A 26,924-nucleotide genomic window follows, 5' to 3' on the forward strand; every position below is an offset into this window, starting at 1 on the left:
ATGCGGTTTGTCGACAGGACCAAGCAGCCGGCGCCGGCATCGCTCGCTGGGCCGAGCGCTGGGGTGACCGACGAGCGCAAAGCAGCTGCGGCACATTATGGCAATCCGCCAGCGCTCGCGGCAGGCGTGCCAGCACCAAAGGTTCGGCCATTCTATAACAAGTTCAACGTCTATAAAAATTACGACGTCGGCGTCGCGCTGGGCGCGCTGTTCAAAGGCAAATGTGCCTATTGTGAATCGGAAGTCGGCGCGCCGAACGATGAGGAAATCGAGCATTACCGGCCCAAGGGCGGGGTGACCGAAGCCAAGGACCATAATGGCTATTGGTGGCTGGCCTCCCAATGGGACAATCTGCTGCTCAGCTGCACCGGCTGCAATCAGGGACGTAAGCAGCATTTGGCGACCGCGGAAATGGACGAAGCGAGCTATCTCAAGCTGATCGCGGTCAAGCCCAAGACCCTGGTCGGCAAGCGCGTCCAATTTCCGGTCGACGGGGTCCGGGCGCAGCATGCCGATGACGATATCACGCTGGAAATTCCGCACCTGATCGACCCGACCGTTCGCGATCCCAAACCGTCGCTGCGTTGGTTGACCGCAACCGATTTGAGCGTGCTGACACCGGTGCGCACGGACGGGATTGACGATAAATTCGGCGCTGCCACCATCCGGATATGTGCGCTCAACCGCGGCAAGCTGGTCGTCGCGCGGACTACGTTGCTGCGCCAGTTGCGGGTGTACCGGACCAAGATCTTCGAACAGCTCGAAAGCGACGATAGTCCTGGTGGCGTCGCCAATGCGTTAGTTATTGTCGAGCTTCTGCGCGGCTTTGCCGTGCGGGGCAAACCCTATTCGGCGATGGCGGGCGCCTTTGTCGGCGAGGTCGTCAAGGAATTGGAGACCTGGCTTGCCAAGCGGGACGCTGCCGGTGGTTAAGCCGCGCCAGGCCGTGCTTTTGATCCACGGCATCGGCGAGCAGCGGCCGATGGAAACGCTGCGCACCTTCGTCGATAGTGTGCTGGATCAGCCCGACAGCACCAGCCAGGCCGATGCCACCTATTACAGCAAGCCTGATCTTGCCTCCGGCAATTACGAATTGCGCCGGCTGGTCAGCGCGGGTGGGCGCAGTGATCACGCCGATCGCAAAGACCGCACCGACTTTTACGAATATTATTGGGCGCACCTGATGCCCAACGCGGCCTGGGATCGACTGGCCGGCTGGTACTGGGTGCTGATGCATCGCAAGCGAAAGGAGGTACCAAAGCAGCTTGTCGGGCTGTGGCGTCTTAGCTGGGCGACCTTGCTGTTGGCGCTGGGGCTAGGGCTCTATTCGACCGGCCGCTTCTTCCTTGGCTATCCGATTGCGCCGGGCCTTTTGGACAAGGCCCCCTGGCTGGTGCTGGCGGTGCTTGGCTTCTTTTCCGGCCTTTTTCGCGCCTATGTCGGCGATGCCGCGGTCTATCTTAGCCCTGCGCCGGCCAATATCGACGCTCGGCAGAAGATCCGGGCCACAGGACTCGACCTGCTTGAGAATATCGTCGCCAGCGGTCGCTATGACCGCATCATCATCGTCGGCCACAGCCTGGGTAGTGTCATCGGCTATGATATCCTCACTCTGGCCTGGCAGAAACATTCCGATGGTGTGCGGGACCGGCTGCGTGCGGCCTGGCTGGCTGGCGAGTTGCCCCTCATCAAGAGCAGTGCCGTCCGGGCAGCCGAAGCAATCGCCAAGGATATCCGCGATCCCGAGCTTGTGGCGACGATAGGTGCGGAGGAGGCTGCGGGCCGGTGGCGCCGTGCGACCTGGGCGGTTGCTGCCGAGCAGACGAACAACGGAGACCCCTGGCTCGTCAGCGACTTCATCACCTTGGGGTCGCCGCTGACCCATGCGAGTGCCTTATTGGCCCGTAACCTGACCGACTTCACAAGGCGGACGCAGGAGCGCGAACTTCCACATTGCCCGCCGGTACGCGAGCTCAACGGCCATTTCTCGTTCCAGCATAAAGGCGTCGATGATCACGGTGGCATCCAGCAGGCTGCGGTGCTGCACAGTGCGGCCCTGTTCGCGGTGACCGGATGGACCAATCTCTATTTTCCGGTGCGCGGTATCATCGGCGGCGATTTTGTCGGCGGGCCGGTGGCGCCTTTATTCTGGGCGGGCGTGCGCGATATCGCGGTCGAAACCAAAATCTGGAAAGGGCGCCTTGCGCATACCCATTATTGGCAGCGCGACGCCCGCGATAAGGGCCCGACCGCGCCATTAACCTGCCTGCGCGAAGCGCTCGACCTGAAACGAACGCGGCCCTGGCCGCGCGGACTTGAGGCGGAGGAAATCGAGGTTGCACCAGACCCGACGGGTCTGGCGCAACCGGAAGCGTAGATCAGGGATTCCAGAAGGCGAGCATCTGCTTGGATTCGCCAGTGGTGCGCCGCTTTTGCCAATTGGGATTGCGCGACAGGAACTGGAAGGGATTGCGACCCTCGCGCGCGGTTTCCTTGAGGTAAGCGCGCCAGCGATAGCGATTATAGGTCTGCATCGCGTTGACCGCATAATACATAGCGATCCTCCTGTGCCCGCGAATGACGATGAAGTTCTCGTCATTAGCATCGCTCGCGGTCTTGAAGAAATTATGGGAGCCGGTGACGACCACTGGGTCGTCGCCAAAGGGATCGATGACGATCACTTTGGAATGGGTGATGGCGTGACCGATGCTCTTCTTGAACTCAGCCGCCGTCCCTTCGACGGCCCACTCGCCGACGCTTCTGCCGACCCCGGTGTCCTGGGCGGCATCGAGGAAATAGTCCTCCGGCTTCTGTTTGAGCAGCTTGAAATGCTCGGCGCCCGCCCCGGTAAACTGGGTAGCGACGCCGCGGACATAGAGATGCTTTTGCTCCTGCATTGTCAGCAGCGTGTTGACCGGCTCGCTGCCCGGCTGAAACATGACGAACAGCACGCCTTGCTTGGCCTGGCTGACGAGCGCGTCGATGTCCTTGTACCCTCTTAGCCGGGTGAACCAGCTATCGATTGTCGCATCGCCGAGCGGGATGCCGGCTGGTTATTGGAAGCGAGCAGGGCAGGGCTGACGCTATCGCCAGCAGCTTTGAGAAGCTCGAACTGGGCGGCGAGCTTGGCATTGTCGAGCAAGATGCCATTGTTGAGCTGGGTGCATAGCCCGGTCGGCGTCCAGTTGGTGCTGCCTGTCCAGACCTGTGCTGGCTTGAACGCCGTCGCGTTGCGGCGCCCCGCCACCAGAAACTTATTGTGCCTAAGCGCCCCAGGCGAAAGGAAGCGGTCGTGAACGGTGCATCCGGCATCGCGCAGCCGCTTGCGGCCGCGCTTGTTCTGGTCGTCGCCGCGCTGGCGGATGGCGGCCCGGGTGGTCATCCTGTGCTGGGGATCAAGGCGATCCTGCTCGACGGCACCTTCCACGAGAAGGATTCGTCGATGCTCGCCTTCGAAGCCGCAGCGCGGGAAGCGTTCCTGATCGGTTTCCCGCAGACCGATCCGGTGCTGCTCGAGCCGGTGATGCGCGTCACCGTCGCGACGCCCGGAGACTATCTGGGCGGCGATCGCGCGTTCGGTATCCTCGGCCCGCTTTGCCGATGCCGCCTCGCGCCGCGCCGCCGCCTTGGGATCCTCGGGCGCTTCAGGCTCGGCAAGCTGTGCGGCGCGGACGTCCTTTGGCGCATCGCTCGCCGGCTTCGCTGCAGCGGTCCCGGCTGGCGCACCACCGCGCCGTCGATCGAGCCAGTCGCTCACCCAAGCGGGAATCTCGCCCGGCGGAAAGGCGACCACTGTTTCGGCGTTGAGCCACAGCAACGCCAGCACATGCTGACAGGGGAATTTGCGCGACGGGCAAGTGCACTTGTTCCCCAGATCGCGCAGATCGGCCATCACGCGGTACGGATTGGCGCCCGATCCGGCGCACTCGCCCCAGATCAGCGCCCCGTCCGCACTGCCGCCGACGCCGGACCATTTACCCGGCTTGGCGAGCCCGGCAGCGGCTTTCAGCGATGCCTGATCGGTGGCTAAAGCTTCAACCCGACCGAGATCAATCGCCACCCAATTTCCCCAACGCGTTCAGTCCCGCCAGCATATGCCCGGATCGTGAAAGCTCAATGTCATAAACGGCTTGCAGATTTGAGTCCGTCAGGTCGTCGCTATGCGACTTCAATCGTCTTTTCGGCAGCCGGTAGCGTTTCCCGAGGTTCGCAAGCATCCTGCACGCTCGCTGGAGGTTGCCCCAGAAGATAGCCCGCCCAATCCGACATCACGATCCTGCGCTTATCGAAGGCATCTTTGCGCCGATACGCTCTGGTGACCTCATTTCCGACCTGATGGGCCAGCGCCTGCTCGATCACAGATTCAGAATGCTCGGTCATGTCGCCCATATAATCCCGGAACGAGCTTCGCATGCCGTGGACGGTGAAATGGCCGAGATTCATTCGGCGGAGCACCATCGTCATGGCCATTTGCGATAACGGCCCTCGCTCGCCGGCGAAGACATAGTTGCTCGGCTTTGCATTGCTGACACTGGGTAGGCCGCGAAGGATATCGATCGCTGCGGGGGACAGGGGAATGCGATGCTCAACGCCCATCTTCATCCGTTCCGCTGGGATGATCCAGGTCGCGCGGTCGAAGTCCACTTCCGACCAGCGCATTTTCAGGGTTTCACTGGTACGTGTCGCGCAAAGGATCGTGAGTTCAAGGGCTCGAGCCGCGAGCGCTGGCCGTTCACGAAGGGCCCTGAAGAACGCTGGCAATTCTTCATAGGGCATCGCGGAATAATGCCCCGTGCTTAGACGCGTGCGCTTGGGCAGGCGATAGACCAGATTGCCCTTCCACCGCGCGGGATTTTCCCATTCGCCCTTGATGTGCCCGAGGGCGCGCGCGGCATCCAATATCTTCTCGATGCGGCCGCGGACTCGGCCCGCGGTGTCGGGAAAGGTTTGCCAGATCGGCGTCAGGACCGCGAGGACATCGTCAGGAGTGATCGCGTCGACACGCTTGTGGCGTAGGCTTACCGCATGATTGTCGATGGAATTTTGCCATTGCTAGCGATGTTTGGCGTTCTTCCAGCCACCCTCATGGGCAGCGATATAAACTTTCGCATATTCCTCGAAGGTCGGAGTCTTGCGCTCAGGCTTAGGTTTTGACTCCGAAGCTGGCTTGTCGGCGGGCACCAGACCCCCGGGCGGCGTCTCGCGCTTCTACCGGATCCTTCCTGACTTTGAGTAATTGCCTGGCGGCTGTAGCGATCTCACGCACTTCCGCCAGCGAATATAGCGTGAAACTTCCCAAACCCATTTCGCGCCGGTGACCGTCGCGAATCCAAATGAAAACCCATCGTTTGGACCCATTGGCAGAAACGCGGAGCCACAGTCCGCCGCCATCCCCATGCCATCCGACTTTGCTCAGGCCTTTGACCTGACGGGTTCAGCTTGTGAGCAATCGTTGCATCGATCTCTAATCCTGACCTTGCCCTGCAAACGTAATCGCCCGGTTTTTGGAAGCGCGATTTGCCCCGTAACGCCAGTCCCCAGACAAGGCAATGTAGGCGAAAGTCGTGAATTTTGAAGTCGCTCCCCCAGTTCGAAGCAAGCCTTCTCAGCCTAATTTAAAGCCTAATTTCTGCGCGGACTTGTGCGGATGCCTGCGAACAATGGCGAACGCGTGCGAACAGCGGAGAGGAATCGCAAATCCCCACACCTTTAGAAAATATGATATTTACCTATTGATAACAATGTCTTGTGAAAGTGATGTGAAGTTTCCTCGGCTCCACCATTTCCTCTTGAGATCATTAGATAGTTTTAGTGGGGTATTCGAACCCCACTATATCCTCTATCCTGCAATCATTTGATTGTACTGGCTAAATTGGCTAAAATTAGGCTGCACATATGGGCTTAGTCACGTCGCCTCCTAATTTTGCTTCGATCAGCGCCATTGCTCACCTCAAACTGCACACCGCCCTCTGAGTTCGCTACTCAGCTTTGCTTGATTCGGAAATGGCAGGTTTGCGCCTCATGACCGGTCGTTCGGGAGCGTCGATTGCGATCGCAAGAGCTGCCATTCGCTAAAGGTAGTCGAACGTCGGCAGTTGGGTGGAAAGCCGACCCTAGCCTTCCCATCCCTCAGGGCTGAGCGGGGGAAGGCGTGGGGGTGTCCGCCACGATGTCTGTGCTCAATTTCATGACGCCGTCCGGCTGGCGCTTGAAGATCGCAACCCAGTTGCCGACTTCCACGACAGGCTGTTTGGTCTCCGGATTGGTGAAGCCGAACCTGTACTGCGCATGATAGACGGCAAGGTCGCCCGAGGCCGCCACATCGACGCTTTCGTCCGACACTTCCAGCTTGACGGCCGGGAGCGCGAATTGCGCCTTGATGGCATTTTCGGCGGCCGCTTTGCCGACCACGTCCGGCTCGCCATGGAAGAAGGTCTTGATATCCGGGGCCAGGATACTGGCGGCCTTCGCCTGGTCGAGCGTGGCATAGGCGTCGACCTGTGTGCGGACCGCGGCCTTGACCTCACGCGCGACCGCTTCGGCGCTCGGTGCGGTAGGCGCGCTCGGCGCTGCGGCATTGCAGCCGGCCACCAACAGCGCCGGAACGATGCCCAGCGAAACCCAGGCTGATCTGAACACCCCCATCCTCGTGCCCCTTGCGAAACCTATCGTTACGGCTGCGATGTGTAGCTTGCCATTGCGGCAATGTCTTTAGGCGGCTCGCAAGCCGCCGCCTTTGCTGATGCTGGACCTGCCGGAACGTCAGATATGGGGGGTGTACGCAGCCCTTGGAGAGCGTGTTGATTGGCCGGTCGGCTTTGCGCCCCAAAAATCGCCGTTCGGCGGCCTTGCCGTGATCCTGAAATCGGACGTCGATCACGCCGCGTTCTGACCGTAGCTTCAGGCGAGGCCCCTTTTGCGCGCCTCCAACGCGGCTTCAGCGCGAGAGGTAATTTCGAGCTTACGGTAGATTGTCTTGACATGCGTCGTCACCGTCTGCGGGCTGATGGACAATACCCCGGCAACCTCGCCGGATTTCAGCCCGCGGCCGATGAGGCGCAGCACTTCGGTTTCACGGGGGGAAAGCGTTGCGTTACTCGGCTCGTCTGCCCGAAATCGCTGGAGTAGGCGGCGCGCGATCGCGGGGGATATCGGCACTTCCCCATGATCGATCATCGCCAGCCGATGCGCTATGCCGGTCGCGTCCTGATCCTTGAGGAGATAACCCTGTGCGCCTGCACCGAGTGCTTCCATCAGCGACTCATCGTCGTCGAAAACGGTGGTGACTACGACGAGCGCGTCGGGGCAACGCCCGACAATCTCTTCGATAAAATCGACACCATTGCCATCGGGCAGGCCAAGATCGACCAGTGCAAGGATCAAGTCCTGCGAGTCACGCTGACGCAACCAAATGCGTGCGTCGCGTAATGTGGGTGCGGCGTGCGCGACTGCGCCGAAAATCTCAGCGATATTGGCGACCAGCCAGTCACGCGTTTCGGCGATATCCTCGACGACGAGGTAGAGGCGGGAAATCTCGGTCATTCTGGGCGGTGATATCCGGGCGACGATCATCTGGACATACCTGGTTTCCGGTACGTCACCGGCTACCCTGAACGGGGGATACCTTCCGCTTCCCCACCCTGCGAGACAGCGCGCAATTATTCTGGGGAGCAATAACTTGCGGATCGTTTCGATGACATTGGCGGTCGCATTGACGTGCGCCATCGGGTCGCCGGCGGCGGCGCAATCGGACGCCCTTGTCCAGCAGGCCATGGCACTGCAGGCGCAGGGCAAGTCCGGCGACGCGTACCAGCTACTCGCGCCGCAAGCGAACAGCCGCGCCGGCGATCCGGACTTCGATTATGTCCTCGGCCTCGCCGCTGCCGATAGCGGGCGCTTTGCCGAGGCGATCGCCGCGCTCCAGCGTGTGCTCGCCGTCCAGCCGGCGAACAGCCAGGCGCGTGCCGAAATCGCGCGCGTCTATGCGCTGGCGGGCGATATCGACACCGCCCGCACCGAGTTCGACACGGTCAACAACGATCCGACCGTCCCCGATCCGGTGCGCCAGCGCCTCGGCAAGCTGGTCCGCGATTATGACAAGGCGATCGGTGGCGGCGGCAGCGATGTGACCGGCTTTGCCGATGCCGAGATCGGTTACGACAGCAATATCAACACCGCCACCGGGCTCAGCTCGATCACGCTGCCGATCTTCGCTTTCCTGGGCCCGGCGACGCTGACCGGCCCGGCGACGCGGATGGACGATGGCTATTATCAGCTTCAGGCGGGGCTCAGCGGCTCGGCGGCGGTCTCGCGCCAGACCAGGGTCTATGCCTCGGCACTGGGATCGTGGCGCGATAATTTCGCCAGCGACCTGTTCGATCAGGCGGGGGTGACCGGCACCACCGGCCTCAGCCACAGCTTCGCCAATCAGGACGTCGTCTCGCTCTCCGGCCAGGTCCAGCGCTTCTGGCTAGATCGCAGCGGCTATCGCACCAGCATCGGCGCCATCGCGCAATATACGGCGCGGTTGTCCAAGGGCAGCGCGCTCTCCGGCCAGGTCCAGTATTTCCGCAGCAACTACGATAGCGATCCGTCGCGTGACGCCAATCGCTATGCCGCCACGATCACCTATGCCGATCGCACCAGCTTCTTCGGTGTGGGCGGCGGTGTCGAGGAGACCGTCCGTACCACCGCGCGCAATCTCGGTTACTGGTTCGTCGCGGGGCAGGGAGGCAGCGAAATCGCGCTGAACGATCGTTTCACTTTGGCTGCCGGCGTCAGCGCTGAGCACCGCGATTATCACGGCACCGAAATCCTGTTCCTCAAGTCGCGCGCGGACACGCAGGTCGATGCCTCGGTGTCGCTGCGGATCCGGCTGACCGACGCGCTGTCGCTGCGTCCGCGCGTCACCGTGACGCGCAACTTCAGCAATATCGACTTGTACGATTACTCGCGCGTGACCGGCTCGGCCGGCATTCGCTTCGAATTCTGAGGGGAAGAACCGTGAAATCGACAACGCTGCGGATCCTGGTCGCCACCGTCTCCTCGCTCGCGCTGGCATCGCCGCTGGCGGCGGCGCCGCGGATCATTTTCACCACTGCGTCGAACAATGGCGCGGCGGTTTCCACTGGCGAGTTGAATGGCCCGATGCGCGTGAGCGGCGGCGTCACGCAACTGCGGCTGGACAGCGGCGCGATCGTCTCGTTCGTCGGCGATGCCGAGTTCGAGGTCGATGCGTTGGGGCGGCTGGTCGTAACCTCGGGAACGTTCACCGCCGGTGTCGGCGGCAAGCCGCTGACGATCCTGACGCCCGGTGGCGGCGTGGTGACGATGCCGGCCCTGGGCTCGGTCGCGAGCCTCAAGGTGAATAGCGCCGGGCGCGTGACCGGCTTTGCGATGATGGGCGGGCTGAACGTCACCTCGGGCGGCACCACGCGCAATTTCCCGAGTGGCCGCGCCTTCGCGGCGGACCAGGGCAATGCGCCGAACGGGATCGTCTCGGCAGGTGCCCAGCCGGTCACCGCCGGCCCGTCCGACATCGCCGAGCTGCAGGACATGATGCGCGATGTACTGAACAACGCGGCGCTGTTCCCCGGACTGATCGGGCCGGGTGGCGTTCCGGTGACGGGCAATCCGCGGATCCCGATCGGCATCATCGGCCAGTCGATCAAGCCGCCGCTGCCTAGCCCGACTCCAACGCCGACCCCCACACCGGCGCCAACACCAACACCCACACCCACACCCACACCCACACCCACACCCACTCCGACGCCCACGCCGACCCCCGCTCCAACGCCAACGCCAACCCCAACTCCGACGCCCACACCAACCCCGACGCCCACGCCGACCCCGACCCCGACCCCGCCGGCATCGACCCAAACGGTCGCGCTGTCGCTTTCGGGCATCAACGGCGGCGGATCGCCCGATCCGGCGGTGCTCGCGATCGGGCTCGATGCATCCGGACGGCCGGTCAATCTCGGCTTCTTTGGTGCGGCGGGGACGGCGCGGCTGGTGGAATATCAAACCGGCAGCAGCAATTGGGCGATAGGGCGCTTCGGCGACGGCACATTCGGTACTTCGACGGCCACGCGCACCTATACGGCGAACCAGGGCGTCCATTTCGCCTATGGCCCGCCGCTGACCAACCGGCCCACAAGTGGCGGCGTCCTCTACACGGTGGTCGCGGCGACGACGCCGACGCTGAGCGGCGCCGATCCCGCCGCCGTGACCGACAGCCAGCTGACCATGAACCTGGGCGTCGCCTTCGGCACCGCGCCGAAGTTCGGCTATGACGGCACCCTGGCCTTCACGGTCGGCGGCGTGCGCAGTTCGCTGGCCTTCACCACCACGGGCGGCAGCGCCACCCCGGCGATCACGGTGAACGACACCAGCGGCAATCGCTTCGGCTTGTATGGCGTGGCGCCGGTCACCTCGGCGACGGGCGGCTATTGCACCGCCGCGCCGGCATGCAGCCTCAACGCCAATTTCATGGGCTCGGGCGACGGCATCGCCTTCCTCATGGGCGGCTATGGCCTGGTCCAGAGCGGCGATAATCTGCTGAGCGGCGCGGTCGTGCTCGGCAAGAGCGGCACGATCAGCGTGCCGACTCCGCCCACGGTGATCACCTTCGAAAACGTGCCCGGCACGCGCACGACCAACCAGTTCCTGATCCGCGTCGATCCGCGCCTCGCGATCAGCTCGGTCGGGCCGGTCACGACCGTCGTCGATGCCAATGGCCTTGCCGCCTATCGCCGCAACGCCACCACCAATGAGAGTCCGCAGCGCGGCACCGCCATTGGCGGCGAGACCGGCACATCCGATGGCGTGATCTCCTGGACCCGCTGGGCGGCCGGCACGACCGCCGGCGAGTTCAACGGCTCCGGGCCGGTCGATCTCACCGCCAATCAGGGCTGGCACATGGTGTATGGCACCGCCGCGACCGCATTGCCCTCGGCCGGCACGGCGACCTACGCGCTGGCCGGCGCCACCAAGCCGACCATCTCCGATGGATCGATGGCACCCGGCACCTTCACCGGCAACGCCGCAGTGGCGTTCGGCAGCGCGCCGCGCCTGGGGCTCGACATCAACGTCAATATCGGCGGATCGGATTATCGCACCGTCACCACCGGCGGGCTGACCACCCCGTCGAGCAGCCAGATCAGCATTACATCCGATGGCAGCTTCGAAAGCTTCCTGACGATCCCGGTGACCGGAACCGGCAGCGTCTGCCCAAGCGCCTGCACCATGAGCCTGATGGGGATGCTGGCGGGCAGGGGCGCCACGCATCTCGGCTTCGATTACCTGTTCCGGATGAGCGGATCGACGGGCATTGCCAACGTCGTCACCGGCAGCGCGGCGTTCAAGATGAATGGCGGCATCGGGCTCGTCGCCAATGCCGACGCGCCGACCGGGGCCAATATGAGCTTCACCGCGCAGGGTTCATACGCGAACGTCCAGGCATTCACCGCCAGCGTCAACGCCACGGCCGATGGCAAGCTGGCCTCCGTCAACAGCAACTTCTCGCGCGGCAACGCCACCGATGTCGAGCATAGCGGCGCGGCCGGCGTGATCGGATGGAGCCGCTGGGGCAATGGCACGGTCACCTTTGGCGGCTCGCCGATCCCGCTGACCGGAAACCAGGGCATCCACAGCGTCTGGGGCAAGCAGCTGACCAACATGCCGACCACCGGCACCGCGAATTATGCGATGGTCGGCAGCACCCAGCCGACGATCGGCGACGGCTCGGTGGCGCCCGGCACCTTTACCGGCAGCCTGGCGGTCTCCTTCGCGCAGATGAAGGTCGGCTGGGAAGCGAACATCGCGATGGGCGGCACCAATTATGTGTTCAACTCATCGGGCGGCCTCGCCGCTCCTTCGGTGACGCTGGGGACGGATGGGCGCTGGGTGGGATCGTCGGCGCCGGTGGGCGGGATCGGCGGGCGGGCATATGGCTTCCTCGCCGGGGACGGCGCCAGCCATGCCGGGATGAGCTATTTCCTGCCGACCACCAGCAATGGTGCCGCGACCGGCATCATTTCCGGAGTCGCCGCATTCGCCAAGCAATAGGCCGTTGCCCGGCAGTGAAAAGTCACTGCCGGGCAACGCCTTGCAGCAGTTAATGGACAATTCCTCGACATCGCTGCACAGACTTGAACATGGGGGCGGGAGCAACGGCAGTTTCGGATCGGCCAATTCGGCGGCCCCAGCGCCGGTTGCTCGAATTGTCGCTGCTATCGCTGCTCGCCATCGCTATCGTGGTCATCACCACGCTCCGCCTACCGATCGCCGATATCAAGGCAGTGCGCCATGACAATGTCCGTCTGGCGCTGAGCCATCCCGGCGGCACCGAACTTCTCCGCCGCGATGCGCCGCTGACGATCGCGCCACAGGGTGGTGCGCCGATCACCTTGCGCGCCGATACGCTGATCGACGGCATCGTGGCGCAGGGCAGCCGCGCGCAGAACCGGCTGTGGTGGCAAAAGCGCGATGCGGTTGCCCGGGCGCTGGCCGCGGGCCCGGTGACGGTGCGCTTTGCCGATGGCCGGAGCTTCGTCGCGACCAGCCGGGCACGGCGCCTAGGCGATCTCACTGGCGGCTTCTGGGCGGCGCTGGCGACGGGACTTGCCGGGCTGCTGTGCGGCCTGTCGATCCTGGTGCTGCGCCCGCGCAACAATGCCGCGCGCACTTTTGCGGTGATGAGCGTCGGCCTGTTCGGCGTCGGCTGCACGCTGGCCGCGGGCTATGACCCGCTATTGCTGGGCGACACCTATCGCCTGCTGATGCTCGTCAATCATGCCTGTGTGCAGATCTTCTCGGCGGCTATCCTCATGCTATTCTGCCGCTTCCCGACGCCGTTGGTGCCGCGCTTCCTGATATGGTCACTGGGAATAGCGGCGGTGGTGCTGACCATCATCGATGTCGCCGATCTCGCGGCCGATACGATCGCGATGCTGTTCGCATCGATCATCGTCGAGTTCCTCCTGTTCGTGTCGCTCCTGATCGGTCAAGGCTGGGCGGTGCGCAAGGATCCGGTCGGCTCCGCGGCGATGCGGCTGATTGGCTTGTCCGCCATTATTTCCTCGGCGCTGCTGGTGGCGATGGTCATCCTGCCGATGCTGATCGCCGGTGCCCCGTTGATCAGCGACGCCATCGCTCTCCCGCTCCTGCTCGTCATCTATGCCGGGCTGGGCGCGGCGATCGCGCGGCATCGCCTGTTCACCGTCGATGGCTGGGCGCCCGGCATGCTGCTTTCGGTATCCGCGGCGATCGCGGTGACTGCGGTCGACCTTGCCATCCTTGCGCTGGCGGCGGGATCGCAGGGTATCGCTCTGCCGATCGCGATCGTAGCGGTCGCGCTCATCTATCTGCCGCTGCGTCAGGCGATCACCCGGCGGGTCGATCGCAGGCGCAACGCCGCCGCCCAGCACGGCCTGCGCCTCGCCAGTGAGATCGCTTTCGCGCTCACATCACAGGAGCGTGCGGTGCGCTGGCGCAGCGGGCTGGAGGAGACATTCGATCCGCTAGAGGTGGCCGACGATCCCGCACCGGGTACACTGCCGAGTGTGGCCGAGGATGGCGTCGCGCTCCGCCTGCCCCGTATCGGCGATATGCCCGGCCTGATTCTGCGGTACGCCCAGCGCGGTGCGCGCGACTTCGACGCGATCGACGTGGCGCAGGCTCGCGAGGTGATCGACGCGATCGCCGCGCTGATGGGTGCGCGCGATTCCTATGTGCGCGGCGTCGCCGAGGAACGGGCGCGGATCACCCAGGACTTGCACGACGACGTCAGCGCTCGGCTGCTGACCAGCCTGCACCGCGAAGACGCCAATATGATGCGCCGCGACGTGCGCGAAGCGATGGCCGATATCCGCGCGATCGTGACCAGCGGCGGCGACGCCTGGCGCGTGCTCGATGACGTGATCGCCGACCTTCGTTTCGAAACGACCAACCGGCTGGAAGCGCACGGCATCGCCGTCGACTGGCCGTTGGAGACGATCGGCCTGGCGGGGCAATTGGTCGATTCCGGGACCACCAGGCACTTGATTTCGATCGTCCGCGAACTCACCAGCAACATCGTCCGGCATGCGGGCGCCGGTCATGTTGCGGTCGATATCTCGATCGCCGCGAGCCAACTCTCGTTGCGCCTCCGCGATAACGGCGTGGGCGTGGATCCCGCCAGCGACTGGGGCAACGGGCTGACCAATATCGCGCGGCGCGCAGCGCTGCTGAACGGGGCTTTCCAGATCCGCGAGGCGGATGGTGGCACGATGGCTCTGCTCGAAATTCGACTGATGCGTGATGAAAGACCGGCGGACGTCATCGATAATGACAACCGTAGCCGCACCCAAGCATGACGCTTCGCCACGACGCTCCAAAATGGTAGCGCAAATGGCTTGTGAAGGCGATGTGAAGTTCCTCGGCTCCACCAATTCTATTTGAGATCATTAGATAATTTTAGTGGGGGATTCGAATTCCACCATATCATCTATTCTACGATCATTTGATTGTACTGGCTAAAATTAGGCTGCACATATGGGCTTAGTCACATCGCCTCCCAATTTTGCTTCGATCAACGCCGTTTGCTCACCTCAAAAAATGCACACATCCCTCTGAGTTCGCTACTTAGCTTTGCTTGATTCGGAAATGGCAGGCTTGTGCCCTAATTTCGGTCGTTGAGTCCGCCAATCGCCCGCCTCGACAGCGGTCATTCTTTCATCTCGTCAGCAGGGAGCGCTTTGCGAAACGCATTGCCGTGAAAATGACGGCGTGGAAGATGCTTGGGGCAACGCCAAGATCTCTGGCGAATTACGCTCTCAGCGAATGGCGATCGCCTAGGTCCTTGGCATCGCGCTCGCGGCGGACAGCCTGTCCCAAAAGCCGATGCTGCGCAGTGAATCGATCAGCGCGGCTGCATCCTGCTTTGCCAGCTTTGGCAGCGGCAGGCGGCAGTCCCCGAGGCCATGGCCGAGATGAACCATAATGGCCTTCTGGGCGGGGATCGGCGGATAGCGCAGCAGGATGCGGACCATCTCGATCAGGTGCGCCATACGCTCGCGCGCCTCGTCAATCGCGCCGGCCTCGAACGCTTCGATCACTTGCAGATAAAGCGGCGCCGCGAAATTATAGGTGCTGCCAATCGCTGACCGCGCCCCCGCGGCGAGTGCCGGGAGCAGCATCTCGTCCAATCCGAACAGCACGTCGAACCGGCCACCGGCAACGCCGCGGCAAGCCTGATATTCCCACAGGGTCGGCGCGGTATATTTGATGCCGGTAAGGTTGGGGATGCTTTCCCCGGCCAGTTCGAGGAAGCGAACCATGTCGAGGCTCACCGCGGTCAGCGCCGGGATGTGATAGTAATAAAAGGGCAGGGCTGGCGCCGCCTCGGCAATCGCGCCGATCGTCTCGACCAAAGTCTCGACCTTGTCGGGCTTGAAGTAGAAGGCGGCGACGGCGGATGCCGCATCGGCGCCGATCTCGGCCGCATGTGCGGTAAGCGCCTGTGCGGTGCGGATGCTGGGATGGCCGACATGGACGAAGATCTTGAGCCGGCCCGCCGAGGCACGGACCCAGGCCTCTGCCACTGCCATGCGCTCGGCCTCGGTCATGTTTGGGCCTTCGCCGTTCGAGCCGCAGACAAAGGCGCCGCTTACCCCTGACGCGACGAGATGATCGGCCAGTGCGGGAATGCGCTCGAGGGCGAGATCGCCGCGCGCATCGAACGGTGTGAACGGGGCGGCATGCAGCGCCGGTTTTGGCTGGTGATCGGACGACATCGCACTCTCCCTTGCCGCGGATAACGGTTCCGCGAATCCATGTTGTCGTATCGACTAGCATTGACGTGCTACTTGTCAAACGCGCATAAAATGGTGATTTAGCTAGTAACAGCGCGTCACGAATCGCGAATGGGGAGGATAAATAGTCTCAATGTCATCTTCATTGCATCCAGAGGGGCCTTTGTCAGCGCAAGCCGCGCTCGATTGGCTCGCGGGACTCGAAAAATTCGGCAATGTTCATGTCGCGGGCGAAAGCGGCGCGCTTTCGGCGGGCATTTATTCGGCGATGCGGCCGTCGCCGCAGCTGATCTTCTGCCTTGATGGGCAAGTGACCTATTGGGTGCGGCGTGAAGGGCGCCCGGCGCGGCTGACGCTGGCGGCAGGGGATGCGCTGGTGCTGCCCGGCGGGGTATGGATCGCGCTCGATCCGGTCGCGTCCTATCGTACCTTCGGCGTCTCGCTGTTTCCTGAAATGCTGCATTGCTATCTGGTCCAGCCTGGCCAGCCCGGTGCCGCGCACCCCACCGGCGGCAAGTCTCGATCGTTCGACGAGTTGCGCGACAACACCGTCCAGGCCGAAGCGGCGATCGCCGCCAGCTCGTTCGAGCGGATCGACTATATCGACGAGATCGATCGCCCAAGCGCGCCCGATCACACCATCGACCAGCTGGTCGCGACGCTGGCGATCAATGCCGGGCGCAGCACCACCGATCCGCTGATCAATCACATCCTCAAGGCATTGGTGCTGCGCGTGCGCGAAACGGTGCTGGCGGTGCAGCAGCCGGCCGGTTCCAAGGCCGAGGCGACCTACAACCGCATCCGCCGCTTCGTCATCGCTAATTGCGATCAGCCGCTAGATCGCGAGCAGATCGCCGCCGCGGCCGGGGTCCATCCGCGCCACGTCTCCAATCTGTTCAATCGCTTCAGCGAGGAGACGCTGAGCCAGTTCCTGCTGCGCGCCCGCCTCGAACGGGCCCGCCGGCTGCTTGCCACCTCGGATAATTCGGTGACCGAGGTCAGCGAGATTTGCGGGTTCGCCGGTGCTAACCATTTCGTCCGCGCCTTCCGCCAGCGCTTCGGTGCGCCGCCGGGCCGATTCCGCAACGCGACCGCGCGCTTTGCCGACCGTGCTTCCTGATCCACCAAGAAAGATCGTTCTTCCGCATGCAACATGCCCAGCACAACAATACGCCCGCGCCGTTCAGCTTTCCCGGCGGGCTCGATGACCTCAAGGCGCAGGTGCTCGTCGTCGGCGCCGGTGCCGCCGGCGTATCGGCGGCGATCAGCGCCGCGCGCACCGGCGCCGATACGGTGCTGATCGAAGGCGCAGGGTTCCTCGGCGGGATCTCCGCGACCTTGCCGTGGCTCGGCTTCCACGACCGCGAATATCGCCAGGTGGTCAAGGGCTTCGCCGCCGAATGCGTCGATCGCCTCGCCGCCAGTGGCCATGCCAGCGGCTATGTCTTCGATCCCAAATGCGGGTCGCTCGCCAGCCTCGACAGCCATATGTGGAAGTGTCTCGCGATGGAGCTGGCCCAGGCCGCGGGGGTACGGGTGCTGCTCCATACCCAATGCGTCGACACGATCCGTGAGGGCGATCGCATCGCCGGGGTCATTGTCCACCACAAGAGCGGCTTCCAGCGCATCCTCGCCGATGTCACGGTGGATACCAGCGGCGACGGCGATGTCGCCGCGCGCGGCGGCGTCGATTGGGAAAAGGGGCGGACAGCCGACGGGCTGGTCCAGGCGCCGACCCTTGTGTTCCGGCTGGGCGGGCTCAACCGCACCGCGTTCGTCGCGGCCTGCAAGGATCCGGCGAACATCTACCGCGAATGGTTTCGCGAAAATCCCGCGCTGTTCGACAAGTTCACGTCGCATCTCGATAGCATCTCGACTTTCGTCCTCGGCGGGTTCGCCGCGTTAATCGAGCGGGCGCGGGCGGCGGGCGACTTCCTGTCCCCGCAGACGCGGATCGTCGGGGTCAAGACCCATGCCGATGACGAGATTTCGGTGGTGATGACGCGAGTCCTCGGGCTCGACCCGACCGATGTTCAGAGCATGTCGAATGCCTATGCCAAGGTGTATGAGCAGATCCCGCCGCTCGTCGCCTTCTTTCAGAAATATGTCCCGGGCTGCGAGCAGTCGCGGCTGGTCGAGATCGCGCCGATGCTCGGCGTGCGCGAGAGCCGGCGGATCATGGGCGACCATGTCCTGACGATGGAAGAAATGGTCGAGGGCGTCCGCCATCCGGACGGTGTCGCGATGGGCGGCTATCATATCGATATCCACCGGCCCAAGGGCACGTGGGTCGAGAGCCACAATGTCCAGGCCTATACGATCCCGCTGCGCAGCCTGATCGCCCGCGATGTCGACGGGCTGATGATGGCCGGTAAGTGCATCAGCGCCACCCACGAAGCGATCGCCGGCACCCGGGTGATCCCGATCTGCATGGCCGAGGGCGAGGCTGTCGGCGTCACTGCCGCATTTGCCGCCCTGCACGGCAGCGATGTCCGCAGCGTATCGGTATCGGCGGTGCAGGACCGGCTGATCGCCACCGGCGCCGAGCTCGGCCAGAGCTTGGGCGGACCCAACCACGCCGCGATCGAGTCATTCGGCCAGCTGCCGATGGAAGAGCCGCCGACCGAGGGCGATTGCGATCCGGTCTCGGCCTCCGAAACCGCCTGGGTGTGATGCCCGCGGACAAGGACCGGAAGCCGGGAGACCGGCTCGGCAACAAGGAGTTGCTCGGCTTCGCGGTCGGCGGGTTGCCGCTCAACCTCGGCGTCGAATCGCTCAAGCAACTCGCCTATCCGGTCTACAACATCATCCTCGGCGTGAACCCGGCCGCAATAGGGCTGATCCTGATGATCGCCCGCCTGATCGATGCGTTCCTCGATCCGCTGATCGGCTGGCTCAGCGACAATAGCCGCAGCCGCTGGGGGCGGCGCCGGCCCTATGTGGCGCTCGGCTCGGTGCTCTGCGGGCTGACCTTCCCGCTGGTCTGGTTCGTCCCCGCCGACACCACCGAGACCCATGCCATCGCCTATTTTGCGGCGACTGCCTTCCTCTATTACCTCGCCGTCAGCGTCTATCAGGTCAGCTACATGACGCTCGGCATGGAACTGACCCCGGACTATGCCGAGCGCACCCGGGTGATGGCCTCGCGCACCGTGTTCGGAGCGACGTCCGGGTTGATCCTCGCCTGGGTGTTCCGCATCGCTCAGGCCGACATGTTCAGCGATCCGCTCACCGGCATGCGAGTGGTCGGGATGGTACTCGGCGGCATCTTCATCGCCACCGGCGTGCCTGCCGCGCTGGCCAGCCGCGAACGCTATCACAAGCTCGCCGAGACCCAGGAAAAGCAGCCGGTGCTGCGCTCGCTGACCGGGGCGTTCCGCTACAGCTCGTTCCGCATCCTGATGGTGCTGACCCTGGTGATCGTGTTCTGCACCCAGTCGGTCAACGCGCTCGGCGTCTATGTCACGACCTATTATGTCTATGGCGGCGACATCAAGGCCGCCGCGACGATGACTGCCTGGTACGGCACCGTCACCCTGTTCGCGACCTGGGCTGCGCTGCCGATACTGACCTGGGCGGCGCGGCGCTGGGGCAAGACCCGCGCGCTGGCGGTGACGATGGCGGTCGGCTGCCTCGGCGCGATCCTGAAATGGTTCCTGTTCCAGCCCGAGTTCCCCTACGCCCAACTCGTCGTCGCCTGCTTCGTCGCGCCCGCCAACGCCGGTTTCTGGGTGCTGGTGAACGCGATGAAGGCGGACATGTGCGACTGGGACGAGCTCAAGACCGGGCTGCGCCGCGAGGGCATGTTCGCCGCGGTATCGGCTTGGCTGCAGAAGCTGGCAGCGGCGATGACCTTCTCGTTCGCCGGCTTCGTGCTGGTGTGCACCGGCTTCGACCAAGCCAAGGGTGGTGCGCAGGCATCCGATACGCTGCTCCACATCCGCATCGTCTTCGCGTTCGTGCCGGCGGCGGCCTACATCCTCGGGATCGCGATGCTGCGCTGGTACCCGCTGTCGCCGACAGTGATGACCGAGGTCCGCGCCGAGCTCGAGGCCAAGCGCGCCGCAGTCTGACCCAACCCAATCACGTGACTATGGAGAGTATCGGATGAGCACATCCAGCGAAGCCAGCGCGGACATTCTGATTGTCGGCGCCAGCCTTGGCGGCGTGGCGGCGGCGCTGGCTGCGGTGCGGCGCGGGCGCAGCGTGATCCTGACCGAGGAGACTGCATGGATCGGCGGCCAGGCGACCACTCAGGGCGTGCCGCTCGACGAGCATCCCTGGGCCGAGAAATACGGCATCACCCGCAGCTATGCTGAGTTCCGCCAGGGCGTCCGCGACTATTACCGGCAGCATTATCCGCTGAGCCGCGCGGCCCGGGCCGATCCCTATCTCAATCCCGGCGCCGGCTGGGTCAGCAAGCTGTGCTTCGAGCCGCGCGTCGGCCTGGCGGTGCTCCACGCGATGCTGGCACCGCACATCGCGGCGGGGCGGCTGCGCATCTTCACTCGGCATCACCCCGTCTCGGTTTCGGTCAGCGGCGATCGCATCGACGCCGTGACGCTGCGCAATACCGAGACCGGCGAGGACCGCCTTTTCACCGGACGCTACGTGATCGACGCCACCGAGCTTGGCGACCTGCTCGAACTCGGCGGCGTGGAATCGGTGATCGGTGCGGAATCGCGCGACGAGACCGGTGAGCCGCTCGCAGTCGAAGGTCCGGCCCAGCCGCACGAGCAAATGGTGTTCACCCATATCTTCGCGCTCGATCATCTGCCCGGCGAGAACCATGTCATCGACAAGCCGGCCGGCTATGATTTCTGGTTGAAGCAGACCAGCCATCGCGGCGACTATCCCAAATTCACCTTGCCCGATCTGCTGGCGGCGAAGCACGATCATTTCGGCCGGCCGGTGGCGGCGGATCGCTATACCGCCAGCACCTGGAGCTTTCGCCGCAACCTCTACAAGGGCAATTTCGAGCCGGGCGCCTTCCCCAGCGACGTCACCGTCGCGATCTGGCCGCTCAACGAATATCATCTCGGCGTACTGTGCGGGGTTTCGCCCGAGGAGCGCGCCAAGCATCTCGCCGCCGCGCGCGAGCTGAGCCTCAGCGCGATCTACTGGCTGCAGACCGACGCCCCCAATCCCGGCACCGGCAATACCGGCTATCCCGGCCTGCGCCCGCGCGGCGATGTGTTCGGCACTGCAGATGGCTTGGCGCAAGCGCCGTACATCCGCGAATCCCGCCGCATCCGCGCCGAATTCACCGTGCTCGAACAGCATTTCCGCACCGATCTCGATCCGACCCGCGAGGGCCCGGTCCATTATCCCGACAGCGTCGGGCTGAGCGGCTACCGCGTCGATATCCACAAGCCGACTGCGCCGGGCCAGCCGTCGATCACGCTGGCGATGCACGGCAAGCACTGGATCCAGCAGATCCCGCTCGGCGCGCTGATTCCGGTACGCGTCGAGAATCTGCTCCCCGCCTGCAAGAACCTCGGCGTCACCCATGTCATGAACGGCGCCTTCCGCATCCATGCCACCGAATGGAATATCGGCGAGGCGGCGGGATCGCTCGCCGCCTTCTGCCTCGATCGCGGCGAAAGCCCGCGCGGCGTGCGCAATCGCCCGGCATTGCTCGGCGATTTTCTTCAATCGCTCGAGCGGCAGGGCATCGAGCGCGAATGGCGCAAGATGGCGCCGGCCAGCTCCTATCACAGCCACCACAAGAACGAGCTCGGCGACGAGGATCGCTTCTATTTCGGCGAAGCCTGGCGGCTGTGAAGCCAAGTCAAAATTACCGCTAAGGCAGCATCATAGTATAAAGGTGCTGTTTTGGAAATTGCCAATAAATCAAGTAATATTGAGCTAGAAAATCGGAATACCGATTCGTTTTGAGAGGAATATAGGCTGTATGTCATCATCATTGCACAAAAGGGCGTCGAACGCCTTTTCTGCGGCAGGACGCTGACCTCAGCAGCAACATCATCACGGCACCCGGCGGACCTGAAGACATGGCTGCCGCTTCACGGTGCATCACGACCAGGGAGAGGGATTATGAAATCATCGTTCAAGCGCGCATCGCACTTCGCCGGCAGCAAGCAGCTCCTGCTCTGCGCCAGCGCTGCCGCCGCGCTGCTCGCCGCCACCCCGGCTTTCGCGCAGGACAGCACCCCGGTCACCGAGGAGCAGGATGAGGGCATCACCGTCACCGGCATTCGCGCCTCGATCGCCCGCGCTGCCGAGATCAAGCGCAACTCGGTCGAGATGGTCGATGTCATCAGCGCCGAGGATCTCGGCAAGCTGCCCGACACCAACATCGCCGAAGGCCTGCAGCGCATCACCGGCGTCCAGATCCAGCGCGTCGGCGGTGAAGGCAATGGCTTCCAGATCCGCGGCGCCACCCAGAACCTGACCCTGGTCAATGGCCGCGAAGTCGCACCGGATGCCGATACCGCGAGCACGCCGGCACCGATCCGCCAGGTCAATCTGTTCAACTATCCCAGCGAGATCTTCAGCGAGGTGCGGGTCTACAAAAGCCCTGCTGCCAGCCTGATCGAAGGCGGCGTCGGCGGCACGGTCGATCTGCGCATGCCCGATCCGCTCAAGGCACCGGAGCGGATGGCCGCCGGTGCGCAGTTCGGGCGCTACAGCCTGCAGGACAAGAATGCCTATGGCGGCTCGTTCCTGGCCTCGCGCCGCTTTCTGGGCGACACCCTCGGCGTCGTCGTTGGTTTCACCTATTTCAAGCGCTCGGTGACCACCGACGCCTATAGCGGCAGCAACTATACCCGCCTCAATACGCTTGACGTAACCGGCGACGGGGTTGCCGATCCCAACGTCGTCATCCCGCTCAACATGACCTATAATCGCGAGCTGAGCCAGCGCGAGCGCTTCACAGCCAATGCGCTGGTCGCGTGGCAGGCGTTCGACACGCTGCGCTTCAATCTCGAACTATCCTATGTGAAGCAGTCGAACCCCCGCGCGCGCAGCTTTATCGGCTTTAACTTCACCTCGGCGCAGTCGCCGCTGCCGGCCGCGGCCGCCACCACTGCCAAGGAAGCCGATGGCAGCACGACCGTGCTCGCCGGCACCTTCCGCAACGTCAACGTGACGCAGGACGCGCTCAACCAGGACGATGATCGCAACCTCTACACCGCCGCACTCGGCTCGGTGTGGAACGCGACCGACCGGCTGACCGTCAGCGCCGAACTCGGCCGCTCCTGGGCCAAGGTCGATCAGTTCGCCAACGTCTATCAGCTGACACAGAGCAGCAATGTCACCGCAGCGTTCGACATCCGTCCCGAAGTGCCGACGATCAAGATCGTCACCGGTGGCAGTATCACCGATCCGGCGGCGTACAAGGCGGCGGTGGTCAATGTCCGCAAGACCGGCAACAGCCCCGATACGCGCCAGGGCCGGCTCGACCTTGCCTATGATCTCGATGGTTTCGTCGACAAGATCCTGATCGGCGGGCGGATCACCCATTCCAAGTTCGACTCGGTCAATCTCAACAACCGGTTCGCGAGCACCTTCCCGATCGGTGCCACCGTGCCGGCGACGCGCTTCCCCAATTATATCGAGCAGCGCAATCTCACCAATTTCATGGGCGGTGCGGGCAAAGATGCGCCGACTTCGTTCATGGTCACCAGCGTCGCCGGCAACGAAGCGGCGGGCACGCAGCTGCTGCGCGACTATGGCGACAACCGTACGCTGCAACCGATCCCCGCCTCAAACTATCTGGTCATCGAAGACACGCGAGCCGCCTATGCCCAGCTCGACTTCGGGACGACGCTGCTCGGCCATGCCTTTTCCGGCAATGTCGGCCTCCGCTATGTCCATACCGGCCTCAATTCCTCAGGCTCGGCGGTGCTTAGCAGCGGCGCCGTACAGCCGATCCGCTTCCTCAACGACTATGACGACTGGCTCCCCAGCCTGAACCTGAAATGGGATCTGGGCGATAAGCTGCTGGTCCGCGGCAGCGTTGCCAAGGTCATGGCGCGTCCGGCGATCACCGCGCTCAGCGCCGGCACCACCGTGTCGTTCGGGGTCGGCGGGCTCAACCAGGCGACTAGCGGCCAGCCTTTGCTCAAGCCGTTCCGCGCCACCCAGTACGATCTCGGCATGGAATATTATTTCGGCGATGGCGGCTATGTGTCGGGCGCGCTGTTCTACAAGGACATCGCCTCGTACGTAACGACCACCACGGTCTCGGGCGCGACGCTGCCCGGCTTCCCCAACATGACCTTCTTCCTCAGCGCCCCGTCGAACGGGCCGGGGGGGCGCAGCAAGGGGTTCGAAGTCGGCGTGCAGCGGTCGTTTGGCTTCCTGACCTCGGCGCTCAACGACTTCGGTGTCATCGCCAACTTCACCTATGTCGATAGCAAGCGCAACGGATCGACGCTGCAGATCGAGAACACCTCGAAGTACAGCTACAACATCATCGGCTATTTCGAGAGCGGACCGTTCCAAGTGCGCGCCGCGTATAATTGGCGCAGCTCGCAATATCTCGGGCTGTCGCGCGGCTTCGATATTTACGCGCAGGCGCGAGGCCAGCTCGATGCCTCGGCGAGCTTCGACATCACAGATGGCATCAGCCTAACTGTCGATGGCAACAATCTGCTCGAGACGCCGCAGGTCAACTATTCGGCCTATGAAACGCGCCGCGACAGCTATGTCGTCAACGACCGTTCGATCCTGTTCGGTATCCGCGCGCGCTTCTGATCGTGCGGATCGGCGTCGATTTCGGCGGGACCAAGATCGAGGCGGCGGCGCTGTACGCGGACGGCTCCCTGGGGGTCAGGGTCCGCGTGCCGACCCCCGCCGCCTATGATCTAGCGCTGGCGGCGGTGCGCGAAGTGGTAGCGCGGGTCGAGGCCGCATCGGGGCCGGTTGCGCAGATCGGCGTTGCCATGCCCGGTACGGTCTCGCCGCGTACCGGCACCGTGCGCAACTCGAACGCTTTGTGCCTCAATGGCCGGCACCTCGAAGCCGATCTGGCGGCGGTGCTGCATAAGCCCGTGCGGATCGCCAACGATGCCAATTGCTTTGCGATATCCGAAGCGCAGGACGGCGCTGGAGAAGGCGCGCGGGTGGTGTTCGGGGCGATCCTCGGCACCGGCTGCGGCGGCGGAGTGGTGGTCGATGGCAGGTTGCTCGGCGGCGCCAACGGTGTGGCGGGCGAATGGGGGCACAATCCCTTACCGGCCACCAGCGCCGCGCCGGTGCGCTGCTGGTGCGGGGCCGACGATTGCCTAGAGACGTGGATTTCGGGATCGGGTCTGAGCCGCGATTTCCGGGAGCGGAGCAGTCGTGAGGCATCGGGGCAGGAGATCGTCAGCGCCGCGGCTGCGGGAGATCAAGAGGCGGGCGCGGCGCTCGATGCCTATGTCGATCGGCTCGGCCGGGCATTGGCCGGCGTCGTCAATCTGATCGACCCGGATGCGATCATCCTCGGCGGCGGCATGTCCAATGTCGGGCAACTCTATGAACGGCTGCCGGATGCAGTGCGGCGGCACGTGTTCGGTGGCGAATGGGAGGCGCCGATACGGCCGGCGCGCTGGGGCGACAGCTCGGGCGTGCGCGGTGCGGCGCGGCTATGGTGATGGGGAGAAGCAATATGGCGATGCGATTCATAGCGTCGGCCGCGGCGGCAATGCTATTGCTCGGCGCGCCGGTGGCACAGGCGCAGCTTGCGATCGGGCATGATATTCAATTGTTGCTCGACGATCATGTCATCGCAAGCCGCACCGGCCTTTCGAAAGTGCAGGAGCGTCCCGGCACCGGCCAGATCGTGCTGCGCGCCGATGCGCCGTGGGAACAGCGCGTCTTCTATCCGACGGTGATGCGGCTACCGAACGGCGTGTTCCGGATGTATTACAATGCCGGGCTGATCAGCGATCCGACCTTCAACATAATTTCCATGGCCGAGAGCCGCGACGGCGTGCATTTCCGCAGGACGCCAGCGGACAACATCGTCTTCCGCGACGCGCATGGCCCGAGCTTCGCCTATGATCCTCGCGACGGCGCCGCGCCGTGGCGGATGGTCTATTTCGGCCCGAACAACGGCATGGGCGCGGCAACCTCTCGCGACGGCACCAACTTTGACCCGGTGGCTTCAAATCCGATCCTGATCAACAAGGCCGACACCCAGCAAAGTGTCGTCTGGGATCCGGCGGTCCGCAAATGGGTGATGTTCACCCGCTATTGGGAAAAGCCGGCGGATGGCCGTGCTGCCTGGCCGTGGTTCAAGAACGAGATCCGCTCGGTGGCGCGCAGCGAAAGCAGCGATTTCATCCATTGGTCGCCGCTCGAAGTCGTGATCCGGCGCGGCCGCGAGGATCCGGCGCTGAGTGACTTTTACGGACTGCAGGTGACGATGCGTCACGGCGTGATGATCGGGCTACTCTGGACTTCGGACTGGGACGATACCAGCGGGCGGCTGGGGCGGCAGCGTGCCCAACTCGTCGTCTCGCGCGATCACGGCCGCACTTGGAGCCGCGTCGATCCTGAAACCATGTTCTTCGATCTCGGCGCGCCGGGCAGTTTCGACAGCAAGATCGTCTGGCCGAGCAGCATCGTCACCGCCGGCGACCGCGAACTGATCTATTATCTTGCGGCCAATCGCGATCATGGCGCCGATCCGATCCCGACCTTCCCGCGCGACAAATACAGCATCGGCGTGCGCACGATCGCGCGCGACCGCTTCGTCGCGCTGGTGGCAGGCGACACCGAGGGGCGTCTTTCAACCCGGCAGGTTATCGTTCCGTCGATGCCGGAGCTGCGCCTCAACGCGAAGGTGCAACCCGGCGGCTATTTGCGGGTATGGGCGACGCGCGCCGACGGGCGGGTGCTTGCGCGAGGAGTCGCTCCCGCGGGCGATCGCATCTCCGCTGCGATTGTCTGGCAGCAGGGTTCGCTCCGCAGCCTAACAGGGCAGCTGGTGACAATCCATTTCGCGTTTCGCAACGCCGCGCTCTACAGTTTCCGCTTGTAGCTTAGTTTCAGGATCGACGTTTCCGCGGAACCGGAGAGATCAGGCTTGGTCCTCACAAGTGCGTGGCATTTTTAGCGCTCTACCAAAGAGCAAAGGCCATGGCAGCTTTCTACCGCCAAAGACCTGATTCCCGACGA

19 protein-coding genes and 2 pseudogenes are annotated in these 26,924 nt (G+C 63.8%); 14 read left to right on the top strand and 7 right to left on the bottom strand.

Annotated elements, in window-relative coordinates; all coding sequences use genetic code 11:
• Together KF730_RS17370 and KF730_RS17375 are read left to right on the top strand one after the other, a co-directional pair.
• Positions 1 to 933: a hypothetical protein gene (locus KF730_RS17370; RefSeq protein ID WP_294099696.1), complete on the top strand. Its 933-nt coding sequence runs from the start codon at positions 1 to 3 to the stop codon at positions 931 to 933.
• The gene (locus tag KF730_RS17375) at positions 905 to 2,377 is read left to right on the top strand and encodes a hypothetical protein (protein WP_294099699.1); all 1,473 of its coding nucleotides are present in this window, start codon (positions 905 to 907) and stop codon (positions 2,375 to 2,377) included. Before KF730_RS17370 ends, KF730_RS17375 begins: the two co-directional genes overlap by 29 nt.
• A gap of 1 nt (position 2,378) precedes the next feature.
• Here KF730_RS17375 and KF730_RS17380 read toward each other — a convergent pair whose 3' ends face one another.
• Positions 2,379 to 2,951, bottom strand: a complete 573-nt coding sequence (locus KF730_RS17380) for a phospholipase D-like domain-containing protein (RefSeq protein WP_294099701.1) — start codon at positions 2,949 to 2,951, stop codon at positions 2,379 to 2,381.
• 434 nt (positions 2,952 to 3,385) lie between these two features.
• On the opposite strand from KF730_RS17380, the pseudogene KF730_RS17820 reads away from it, so the two are divergent.
• Positions 3,386 to 3,430: pseudogene (locus KF730_RS17820) on the top strand (hypothetical protein); the annotation flags it as partial.
• Positions 3,431 to 3,820: 390 nt separating this feature from the next.
• On the opposite strand, the pseudogene KF730_RS17825 reads toward KF730_RS17820, so the two are convergent.
• The 4 genes and pseudogenes from KF730_RS17825 to KF730_RS17395 form a co-directional block, all read right to left on the bottom strand.
• Positions 3,821 to 3,892 (bottom strand): annotated as a pseudogene (locus KF730_RS17825) (SWIM zinc finger family protein); the annotation flags it as partial.
• Positions 3,893 to 4,158: 266 nt separating this feature from the next.
• Positions 4,159 to 4,899 carry a site-specific integrase gene (locus KF730_RS17390; RefSeq protein ID WP_294099704.1) on the bottom strand — a complete coding sequence of 247 codons (741 nt, stop codon included), beginning with the start codon at positions 4,897 to 4,899 and terminating at the stop codon, positions 4,159 to 4,161.
• A 244-nt stretch (positions 4,900 to 5,143) separates the two neighbouring features.
• The gene (locus KF730_RS17830) at positions 5,144 to 5,416 is read right to left on the bottom strand and encodes an Arm DNA-binding domain-containing protein (protein ID WP_365973952.1); all 273 of its coding nucleotides are present in this window, start codon (positions 5,414 to 5,416) and stop codon (positions 5,144 to 5,146) included.
• Positions 5,417 to 6,129: 713 nt separating this feature from the next.
• Complete coding sequence (locus KF730_RS17395; protein ID WP_294099706.1) at positions 6,130 to 6,645, bottom strand: nuclear transport factor 2 family protein; 516 nt, start codon at positions 6,643 to 6,645, stop codon at positions 6,130 to 6,132.
• 97 nt (positions 6,646 to 6,742) lie between these two features.
• On the opposite strand from KF730_RS17395, the gene KF730_RS17400 reads away from it, so the two are divergent.
• Positions 6,743 to 6,892 carry a hypothetical protein gene (locus KF730_RS17400; RefSeq protein WP_294099708.1) on the top strand — a complete coding sequence of 50 codons (150 nt, stop codon included), beginning with the start codon at positions 6,743 to 6,745 and terminating at the stop codon, positions 6,890 to 6,892.
• Positions 6,893 to 6,900: 8 nt separating this feature from the next.
• On the opposite strand, the gene KF730_RS17405 is transcribed toward KF730_RS17400, so the two are convergent.
• Positions 6,901 to 7,542 (bottom strand): response regulator transcription factor, encoded by a 642-nt coding sequence (locus KF730_RS17405; protein ID WP_294099710.1) that lies wholly within the window; start codon positions 7,540 to 7,542, stop codon positions 6,901 to 6,903.
• Positions 7,543 to 7,678: 136 nt separating this feature from the next.
• Here KF730_RS17405 and KF730_RS17410 point away from each other — a divergent pair, with 136 nt between their 5' ends.
• From KF730_RS17410 to KF730_RS17420, 3 genes are all read left to right on the top strand, one after another.
• Positions 7,679 to 8,992, top strand: coding sequence for a tetratricopeptide repeat protein (locus tag KF730_RS17410; RefSeq protein ID WP_294099713.1), 1,314 nt, complete (start codon positions 7,679 to 7,681; stop codon positions 8,990 to 8,992).
• Positions 8,993 to 9,003: 11 nt separating this feature from the next.
• A complete protein-coding gene (locus KF730_RS17415) occupies positions 9,004 to 12,066 on the top strand; it encodes a hypothetical protein (protein WP_294099715.1) in 3,063 nt (1,020 codons plus the stop codon).
• Between the two features lie 146 nt (positions 12,067 to 12,212).
• A complete protein-coding gene (locus KF730_RS17420) occupies positions 12,213 to 14,354 on the top strand; it encodes an ATP-binding protein (RefSeq protein WP_294099717.1) in 2,142 nt (713 codons plus the stop codon).
• A 477-nt stretch (positions 14,355 to 14,831) separates the two neighbouring features.
• Here the strand turns inward: KF730_RS17420 and KF730_RS17425 are convergent, their stop codons facing one another.
• Complete coding sequence (locus KF730_RS17425) at positions 14,832 to 15,773, bottom strand: dihydrodipicolinate synthase family protein (RefSeq protein WP_294099720.1); 942 nt, start codon at positions 15,771 to 15,773, stop codon at positions 14,832 to 14,834.
• Between the two features lie 181 nt (positions 15,774 to 15,954).
• Here KF730_RS17425 and KF730_RS17430 point away from each other — a divergent pair, with 181 nt between their 5' ends.
• The 7 genes from KF730_RS17430 to KF730_RS17460 all read left to right on the top strand — a co-directional run bounded on the left by KF730_RS17430 (position 15,955) and on the right by KF730_RS17460 (position 26,787).
• Positions 15,955 to 16,911: a helix-turn-helix domain-containing protein gene (locus KF730_RS17430; protein WP_294099721.1), complete on the top strand. Its 957-nt coding sequence runs from the start codon at positions 15,955 to 15,957 to the stop codon at positions 16,909 to 16,911.
• Between the two features lie 26 nt (positions 16,912 to 16,937).
• Positions 16,938 to 18,464 carry an FAD-dependent oxidoreductase gene (locus KF730_RS17435; RefSeq protein WP_294099724.1) on the top strand — a complete coding sequence of 509 codons (1,527 nt, stop codon included), beginning with the start codon at positions 16,938 to 16,940 and terminating at the stop codon, positions 18,462 to 18,464.
• Positions 18,464 to 19,864, top strand: a complete 1,401-nt coding sequence (locus KF730_RS17440) for an MFS transporter (RefSeq protein WP_294099922.1) — start codon at positions 18,464 to 18,466, stop codon at positions 19,862 to 19,864. Before KF730_RS17435 ends, KF730_RS17440 begins: the two co-directional genes overlap by 1 nt.
• A 34-nt stretch (positions 19,865 to 19,898) precedes the next feature.
• Positions 19,899 to 21,575, top strand: a complete 1,677-nt coding sequence (locus KF730_RS17445; protein ID WP_294099727.1) for an FAD-dependent oxidoreductase — start codon at positions 19,899 to 19,901, stop codon at positions 21,573 to 21,575.
• 273 nt (positions 21,576 to 21,848) lie between these two features.
• On the top strand, positions 21,849 to 24,515 hold the full coding sequence (locus tag KF730_RS17450) for a TonB-dependent receptor (protein WP_294099730.1): 2,667 nt from the start codon (positions 21,849 to 21,851) through the stop codon (positions 24,513 to 24,515).
• A 2-nt stretch (positions 24,516 to 24,517) separates the two neighbouring features.
• Positions 24,518 to 25,396 carry an ROK family protein gene (locus tag KF730_RS17455; protein WP_294099732.1) on the top strand — a complete coding sequence of 293 codons (879 nt, stop codon included), beginning with the start codon at positions 24,518 to 24,520 and terminating at the stop codon, positions 25,394 to 25,396.
• 14 nt (positions 25,397 to 25,410) lie between these two features.
• Positions 25,411 to 26,787 carry a hypothetical protein gene (locus tag KF730_RS17460; RefSeq protein WP_294099736.1) on the top strand — a complete coding sequence of 459 codons (1,377 nt, stop codon included), beginning with the start codon at positions 25,411 to 25,413 and terminating at the stop codon, positions 26,785 to 26,787.
• Positions 26,788 to 26,924: the final 137 nt, after the last annotated feature.

Origin of the sequence: Sphingomonas sp. (genome assembly GCF_019635515.1) — a bacterium.
Classification (GTDB): Bacteria; Pseudomonadota; Alphaproteobacteria; order Sphingomonadales; family Sphingomonadaceae; genus Sphingomonas.